This window comes from Halopenitus malekzadehii, from assembly GCF_900108505.1.
GTDB lineage: Archaea > Halobacteriota > Halobacteria > Halobacteriales > Haloferacaceae > Halopenitus > Halopenitus malekzadehii.
Genome location: NZ_FNWU01000006.1, coordinates 94694 through 101824, shown reverse-complemented (window position 1 = coordinate 101824; position 7131 = coordinate 94694). Strand labels below are relative to the sequence as shown.

The following is a 7131-nucleotide window of genomic DNA, read 5'->3' as shown; positions in this document are numbered from 1 at the left end:
GTTGTACCAGAGGTTCTGAACGATGTCCGGCCAGGTGAGTTCCGGGATCGCGAGCAATCCGAGGAACGGCGTGTTCCCGCTGATGAGGTATCCCCAGCGTGCGTAGACGATGAACGTGGCGACGATGATCATCAACGGGAGGCCCAGCGTCCGTCGGGTGGCCTCGAGCACGAGCAGGACGCCGATCACGCCGAGCGCCATCGCGTAGGAGAACTCACTCACGAACGGGACGCCGCCGAGTATCGGCTGGAGGAACGCGTACACCTCGGTGACCGGACGTCCCGAATCGATCCCGAAGACGCGCATGTTCTGGATCTCAGCGAACTCCGTCAGGAAGTAGATCGCCGACAGGATCGCCGCGGCGATACAGACGAGATCGAACGGCGTCACCCGGTCGCGATCCGGGTCGATGAACGCCCAGCGGACCGCCGATCGACCCCTCGCGAACAGCCGCGTGAGTGGGTTCCGATCGCCGAGCCGGTTCGCGATCGCCGGGACGATCCGACCGAGGTTCCGCGATACGATTCCGTCACCCATACTCCCAGGGAACAGCAGGAACGTGAGCACGAGCGCGAAGGCCACGTGGATCGCGTTCGCCTGGAGGAGCTGTAAGGAGACCTGTATGGGCGCGAGCGAGAGCCCGCCGATCTCGACGGTCGGGAGCCAGATCGTGAACGTAAAACTCCGGGCGGCAAGATACAACTGGAAGATCGAAAACAGGATCCCGATCGCGGCGACCGCAACCGCCGCGATCCCCTGTAGCGAGCGGCGGCGTTCGATCTCCTCGATCAGCTCCTCGGCCTCCTCACGGGAGACTTCCTCGGCCGCCGGCGCGGCCGCGTCAGCTGAGTCCCCGGAGTCGCCGTCGTTCGGGTCGTCGATGCCGCCGTCCGTTCGGTGGGTCGTGGTCATAGGATCATCTCGAGAAGCGATCGGTGTTCGATGTGGATGGTGACGTCGTTACCTCGGGTCGCCGCGACGAGGTCGTGACGTCGTCCGTCGACGATCAGCGTGTGGTCGGCGATCCGGCCCGGCGAGACGGAAAGGCTGTCGAGCTCGGTGATCGGTTCGTCGGGGTCGTAGACGAGGGTGCCGTTGACGGTCGTGACGTTGACGCGGGACGGGAGCCCCCAGCCGTAGGACTCGAACTCCATCCGCGTGTTCACGAGCGTGTCACCGTCCACCCGGTACTCGTCGTAGACGCGCGACTTCTCGACGCTGTGGGTGTACTCCAGGGCCACCGTGCTCCCCTCGCCGACCGACTCCGTGAGGTAGCGCTCGCCGGTGTGGACGTCCTCGACGACCAGCACGCTTCCGACGGGGGCGCTCGCCACGAGGCCGACGATCGCGAGGACGACCGCCAGACTGAGCGCGGTCCGGGCGGTCAGTGAAGAAAGGCGGCCCATATTTCCGGATGTTAGTCGACGGATCAGCTTTGAAACGCTTTTGAAACGCGTCCCGCCCCGTGGTGGCACGGGACCGACGCGGTACAGGGCGGACCGACTCGGGGTCGCGTTCGCATCCCCGTCGTGTCCTCAGCCCGTGTCTGCGCCGCGTGCGCGTTGACGTCTACGTGGGTCGTCTACGCGTCGAAGTACGCTGCCGCGCCGTCGTGCAGTTCGATGGACATCCCGTCCTGTGCGCTGTCGGCGGTGATGAAGTCCGTCTTGATCGAGAGCTCGTCGAGGTTGTCGAAGATGGCCGCGGTGACCGTTTCGACGGTGTCGGCGGGCACGTCGGAATGCGTCGCGATCATCGCCTGAACGGCGACGGTCTCGACGTCCTCGTCGACGCCGCTGTAGGTGCCGGCGGGGATGGTGTCGTTTGCGAACCAGGAGGCGTCCGCCTTCACCGTCTCGCGGTTCTCGCCAGCGATGGACACGATCTCGATGTCGTTGGTGTTCGCGAGGTCCTCGATGGCGCCGACGGGCCAGCCGCCGACGACGAAGGCCGCGTCGATGTCGCCGTTGGCCAGCTGTTCGGACGCCTGCGAGAAGCCGGCGTTCTGCTCGGTGAAGTCCTCGATGCCCAGCGACTCGAGGATCTGCAGCGCGTTGACCTGCGTCCCCGATCCGAGGTCGCCGGTGTTGATCGTCGCGCCGCTGAGGTCCCCGACGGTGGAGATGTCGTTCTCCGCCAGCGTGACGAGCGTGATCGTCTCCGGGTACAGCGTTGCGACGCCCTGGAGGTTCTCGATCGGGTTGTCCTGGAAGGCGTCGATGCCCGTCCCGTTCTTCGCGAAGGAGGCGATGTCGTTCTGGATGAGCGCGAAGTCGGCGGAGCCGTCCGCGAGGCTGCCGACGTTCTCCACGCTTGCGCCCGTGGACTGGACGTTCAGCGAGAAGTCCGTGTTGGCCTCGACGACCGTCTTGAACTCGTTCGAGAGCGGGTAGTAGGTCCCGCCCGTACCGCCGGCGTGCCAGCTCAGGCGGTTTTCGGTTCCGCCGTTACCGTCACCGTTGCCGCCACCGTTCCCGTTGCCGCCACCGTTCCCGTTGCCGCCACCGTTCCCGTTGCCGTCGCCGTTCCCGTTGCCGTCGCCGTTCCCGTTGCCGTCGCCGTTCCCGTTGCCGCCACCGTTCCCGTTGCCGCCGCCGTTCCCGTTGCCGCTACAGCCGGCGAGACCGGCGAGGCCGGCCGCGCCCGTTACTTCGAGGAATCGACGTCGTGTTCGTTTGGATGACATACCACTATGAACCAGTCAATGGAAGCATATATATCTATTTATTCCCTTATATATGGGCCGAATCATCGGACGGATGATTCGTTACTCGGTGAAAATATAGTCGATTGTTAATATGTGTCTTGGTAATCCGTAGCTATGACGGTCACCATCGGGTTCCCGGTTGCCCGTCCGTTTTTAGTTCGGGATCGCTTACTGGTCATATGGACGATTCCGACACGGCCGACCCCGACGCAACCGACCCCGACACGGCCGATTCCAACTCAACCGATCCCGACGCAACCGGCCCCGACCCGTCGGCGCCCCTCGAAACACGGATGGACGCGCTGCTCGACGCCGAAACGGTGGCCGTCGTGGGGTGTTCACGCACGCCCGAGAAGGCGGCCCACCGGATACCCAAGTACCTCCAGGAGAACGGCTACCGGATCGTTCCGGTGAACCCCAGCGCTGACACGATCCTTGATGAACCGGCCTACGACTCCCTGACGGAGGTTCCGCGGGACATCACGATCGACGTCGTCGACGTGTTTCGCCCCAGCGAGGCGGTTCCCGGCGTCGTCGACGACGTCCTCGAACGGCGCGAGGTCGTCGGGGACGTCGACGGCCTCTGGCTCCAGCTCGGGATCCGCAACGACGACGCCGCCGAACGTGCCGCCGCTGCGGGGGTCGCCGTCGTGCAGGACCGCTGTATGAAGGTCGAACACGAGCGACTGCGGTGACCCGTGAGGACGGACGGCGCTCGGTCGGTACTCGGCCCCGGTTGGCCCCGGTCGGCACTATTGGAGATAACCCCTCGACGCCGTCAGACCCAACCCCCTCGACGCCGTAGCACCGGTATGCCCCCCATCGACGCCGGCGACATCGAGACGGTCGTCGGCCTCGTCGCCGATCAACCGGGCAGTACAGCTCCGGAGCTTGCCGACCTCGTCGCCGCCGAGGGGATCGACCCCGACCGGACGAACAAGCTGTTGCAGGCAGGGGTTCGCCGGGGTGCGCTCATCGAGTCCCGATCGACCTATTGGGTGGTCAGGGACGAGACGGGGTCTCCGAAGAATATCGACACGTGATCCCGGGGCCCGAGGACATCGGCGAGAGGAAGGGGAATGACACCACCCAACCCATCAGAACGGCAGGCGTGGCTCTGCCCGCTGGAGGAGTTCGCGGATGGCGTCCTGCTTGAAGTAGCCGACCACCGAGGCCGTGATGATGATCCCGATGAGAAGCAGTCCCGTTCCGATCTGACCGTCCGCGAACTCGCCGCCGGCGTAGACGGTGAGGACGTATGCGGGGAGCCGACCGACGCTGATGATCGCGATGAACGTCCGTAGCCGCAACGTCGTCAGACCGCTGAGAAAACAGATCGCGTCGTCGGGAAGGCCGGGGATCAACACGAACACGAGGAGCCCCGGGATCCCGACGCGCTCCACGAACCCGTCGAATCGGTCGATCACGTCCTCGTGAAGGAGGTCCTCGACGAGCGATCGACCGAACCGCTTCGCGAGCGAGAAGGCGACCGCGCTGCCGATGAGGACGCCCGTCAGGCTGTAGACGGTCCCCGGCACCGACCCGAACAGGTATCCCGACACGAGCGCGACGACCTGTCCCGGGATCGGCGCCACGACGACCTGGGTGGCCTGGATGAGGACGAACACGATCGGGGCGAACACCCCGAACTGGGCGATCCAGACGCGCAGCTCCTCGGCGTCGAAGACGAACGGTGCATATCGCTGCACCAGCAGATACAGGCCCCCGAACGTGACGAGCAGGAGGGCCAGCCCGACGAGACCGCGCCATCGATCGGCCCGAGAGGAGAATATCTGCATTCAGTGTCGGCTACGTGATCGGTCGACTTGAACGTTGTCGATGCGTCACCGGTACCCATCGATGATCGACGGTCCGCCATCGATGGACGGCTGCCCTCCGCGATCGTTCTCGGAGCCGATAAGTGTCCGCGCCACCGATCCGGATGTATGCGTTCATCCCGCCGTACCGTCCTCTCGTCCGTCGGGACTGCCGCGACGATCGGCGTCGCGGGCTGTCTCGGCGGCGGTTCGGACGTCCCCGACTACGACTGTGAGACGAGTCCGCCCGGTTCGACGGTTTCGGAGCTCCCGCGTCCCGTTCTGGGCGATCCGGACGCCGACGTCACCGTCGCGGTCTTCAAGGACTTCGCGTGTCCCCACTGTGCGACCTGGGAGCTGGAGGAGGCGCCGACGATCGAGTCGGAGTACGCCGACCCAGGAACCATCCGGTACGAGCATTGGGACTTCCCGATCCCGGTCGACGACACCTGGTCACCAGGGGTCGCAAGCGCCGCGCGCGGCGTTCAGGACCGGCTGGGCGACGAGGCATTCTTCTCGTTCGCCAAGACGGCCTTCGAACACCACGAGTCATACTCCTGGGACGTCGTCGGCTACGCCGCCGAGGAGGCCGGCGCCGATCCGTGTCCCGCGATCCGTGACGGAGAGCACGGCACGTACGAGACGGTCGTCTCGAGCGACCTGCGGACCGGGATCGACCGCGGCGTCGAGGCCACCCCGACGGTGTTCGTGAACGGGGACCCCGTCGCTGAGCCGACGGCTGACGCCGTTTCGACCGCGATCGAGAACGCACGGTAGGACCGAGAACACACGGTGACGACCGCTCGCGGTACCCGGCCACGTCCCAACCCGATGCGTCTTTCCACCCGTCTCCCAAACGATCATCTATGAGTCGTCTCGGCCGGTCGGTCGATCGGCTTCGATCGATCGTTTCCGGCACCCTCCACCGGACGCCCGCACGCAGTCCCTCGGCTCACGGACCCGATCGCCGCCGGCTTGCCGCGGTCGTCTGGCTCGTGTTGGTCTCACAGGTCCTCGTCTATCCCGGCGTCCCCGCCATCGTCGACGCGCTCGGCGCGCCGGCGGGCATCAACGGCGTGAGCGGTGGGATGTGGTTCCTAACCGCCGAGTTCGCCGCATTCGTCGCCTTCGCCGGCGTGTGGGGTGCGGTCAGCGACACGCTCGGTCGGCGTGCGTCGCTCGTGGTCGTCGGTGCGCTCGGCGGCGCCGTCGCGTATCTGACGCTCGCGCTGGCGCCGCAGCTCGGGATCGACTTCGTGACGGCGCTGCTCGTCCGCCTCGTCGGCGGCGCGTTCACGATCGGCGCGTTCTCGCTCGGCATCACGATGCTGATGGACCTGGGTGGCGGCCACGGCCGGAACATGGGCGCGGCCGGGGTCGCGATCGGATTCGGGGCCGCCCTCGGGTCGGTCGTCGGCGGCGGACTCGCCGACGTCGACCCCTTCTACCCGATCTACGCAAGCGCCGGGGTGCTGTTCCTCGCCGCGCTGCTCGCCGCGACCGTGACCGACCGCGCCGGCAACGCCGACCCGAACGCGGCCGACGATCGGGGAGTCACGACGGTCGACGAGCCGGATCCCGCGCCGGCCGATGATCCGGGGTTCAGGGACGTGCTGGCCCGGATCCGCTCGGTCCCCGGTCTGCTCGTCCCGTTCGCGTTCGGGTTCATCGACCGGCTCACCGCCGGCTTCTTCGCACTCGTGGGCGTCTACTACTTCCAGGAGGGGGCCTTCGAGCTGTCGGCGTTCGGCGCGGGACTGACGCTGGCACTGTTCTTCCTCCCGTTTGCCATCCTCCAGTATCCGATGGGTGTGCTCTCGGACCGGATCGGCCGGTTTCTGCCGGTCGTCGTCGGGTCGGTCGCCTACGGGTTCGTCATCATCGCGGTCGGCCTGGCACCGACGTACCCGATCGCCGCCGGGCTGATGGTGCTCGTCGGGGTCTGTGGCGCGCTGGTCGCGCCGGCGACGATGGCGCTCGTGACCGATCTGGTCGGCGTCGCCGAACGCGGGGCGGCGATGGGACTGTTCAACGTGTTCGGATCGCTGGGCTTTCTGACGGGGTTTCTCGTCGGCGGAACGGTCACCGAGGGGTTCGACTACCTGACGGCGTTCCTCGTCGTCGGCGGGATGGAGATCCTGATCGCCCTCGCGCTGTTTCCCGCAGTCAGGTCGATCACCGGCGAGGTCAAGTCAGTCGGGTAGCCACCGGTTGCAGTGCCGTCGATCGAATCAGCAATCCAGCAGCCGAGCAGTCAGCAACCCGAGGGTGTTATCTCTGTGTCTCTCACGCGGACTGTGAGTGCAGGGAGGGATCGATACGGCGTCCGGGAACGGTTCACTCGACGGTTCGCGTTGCTCACCGTCTCGTAGCACGGGCCGGGAGGGAGTTGAACCCCCGACCGACGGATTAAGAGTCCGTCGCTCTCCCTAACTGAGCTACCGGCCCTCACGAGCACCTATCCGGGTCATCATAAAAGGACTTTCGTCTTGCCCTCGTGGGCCACGGCCCCGACGGCATCGGGGGACTCCGATCGAACCGACGACCGCCGTCGCATCGATCGAGGAACCGACCGGGTATCGGCGATGATACCGAGGGAGGCAAGCG

General features: G+C 66.3%; 7 protein-coding genes, 1 tRNA gene and 1 pseudogene. 4 read left to right on the top strand and 5 right to left on the bottom strand.

The annotated features are described in order from the left end of the window. From BLW38_RS10800 to BLW38_RS10790, 3 genes and pseudogenes are all read right to left on the bottom strand, one after another. Window positions 1-912 (bottom strand): annotated as a pseudogene (locus tag BLW38_RS10800) (TRAP transporter permease); the annotation flags it as partial. Beyond that, window positions 909-1406, bottom strand: a complete 498-nt coding sequence (locus tag BLW38_RS10795) for a DUF1850 domain-containing protein (RefSeq protein WP_092817254.1) — start codon at window positions 1404-1406, stop codon at window positions 909-911. The pseudogene BLW38_RS10800 and the gene BLW38_RS10795, both read right to left, overlap by 4 nt. 176 nt (window positions 1407-1582) lie before the next feature. Next, window positions 1583-2686 (bottom strand): TAXI family TRAP transporter solute-binding subunit, encoded by a 1104-nt coding sequence (locus tag BLW38_RS10790; protein WP_092817253.1) that lies wholly within the window; start codon window positions 2684-2686, stop codon window positions 1583-1585. Between the two features lie 314 nt (window positions 2687-3000). On the opposite strand from BLW38_RS10790, the gene BLW38_RS10785 reads away from it, so the two are divergent. Beyond that, window positions 3001-3402 carry a CoA-binding protein gene (locus tag BLW38_RS10785; RefSeq protein ID WP_092817260.1) on the top strand — a complete coding sequence of 134 codons (402 nt, stop codon included), beginning with the start codon at window positions 3001-3003 and terminating at the stop codon, window positions 3400-3402. Between the two features lie 117 nt (window positions 3403-3519). Beyond that, the gene (locus BLW38_RS10780; RefSeq protein ID WP_092817252.1) at window positions 3520-3750 is read left to right on the top strand and encodes a hypothetical protein; all 231 of its coding nucleotides are present in this window, start codon (window positions 3520-3522) and stop codon (window positions 3748-3750) included. Between the two features lie 54 nt (window positions 3751-3804). On the opposite strand, the gene BLW38_RS10775 is transcribed toward BLW38_RS10780, so the two are convergent. Continuing rightward, a complete protein-coding gene (locus tag BLW38_RS10775) occupies window positions 3805-4506 on the bottom strand; it encodes a TVP38/TMEM64 family protein (protein WP_092817251.1) in 702 nt (233 codons plus the stop codon). Between the two features lie 147 nt (window positions 4507-4653). Between BLW38_RS10775 and BLW38_RS10770 the strand changes: the two genes are divergently transcribed. Both BLW38_RS10770 and BLW38_RS10765 read left to right on the top strand, forming a co-directional pair. Then, window positions 4654-5301 (top strand): thioredoxin domain-containing protein, encoded by a 648-nt coding sequence (locus BLW38_RS10770; protein WP_092817250.1) that lies wholly within the window; start codon window positions 4654-4656, stop codon window positions 5299-5301. A gap of 89 nt (window positions 5302-5390) precedes the next feature. Further along, window positions 5391-6728: an MFS transporter gene (locus BLW38_RS10765; RefSeq protein ID WP_092817249.1), complete on the top strand. Its 1338-nt coding sequence runs from the start codon at window positions 5391-5393 to the stop codon at window positions 6726-6728. 170 nt (window positions 6729-6898) lie between these two features. On the opposite strand, the gene BLW38_RS10760 is transcribed toward BLW38_RS10765, so the two are convergent. Further along, window positions 6899-6972 (bottom strand) — tRNA-Lys (locus BLW38_RS10760). Window positions 6973-7131: the final 159 nt, after the last annotated feature.

Coding starts and splice junctions, on each gene's coding strand:
- BLW38_RS10795 (WP_092817254.1), bottom strand. CDS start 1,406: ATGGGCCGCCTTTCTTCACTGACCGCCCGGACCGCGCTCAGTCTGGCG.
- BLW38_RS10765 (WP_092817249.1), top strand. CDS start 5,391: ATGAGTCGTCTCGGCCGGTCGGTCGATCGGCTTCGATCGATCGTTTCC.
- BLW38_RS10770 (WP_092817250.1), top strand. CDS start 4,654: ATGCGTTCATCCCGCCGTACCGTCCTCTCGTCCGTCGGGACTGCCGCG.
- BLW38_RS10790 (WP_092817253.1), bottom strand. CDS start 2,686: ATGTCATCCAAACGAACACGACGTCGATTCCTCGAAGTAACGGGCGCG.
- BLW38_RS10775 (WP_092817251.1), bottom strand. CDS start 4,506: ATGCAGATATTCTCCTCTCGGGCCGATCGATGGCGCGGTCTCGTCGGG.
- BLW38_RS10780 (WP_092817252.1), top strand. CDS start 3,520: ATGCCCCCCATCGACGCCGGCGACATCGAGACGGTCGTCGGCCTCGTC.
- BLW38_RS10785 (WP_092817260.1), top strand. CDS start 3,001: ATGGACGCGCTGCTCGACGCCGAAACGGTGGCCGTCGTGGGGTGTTCA.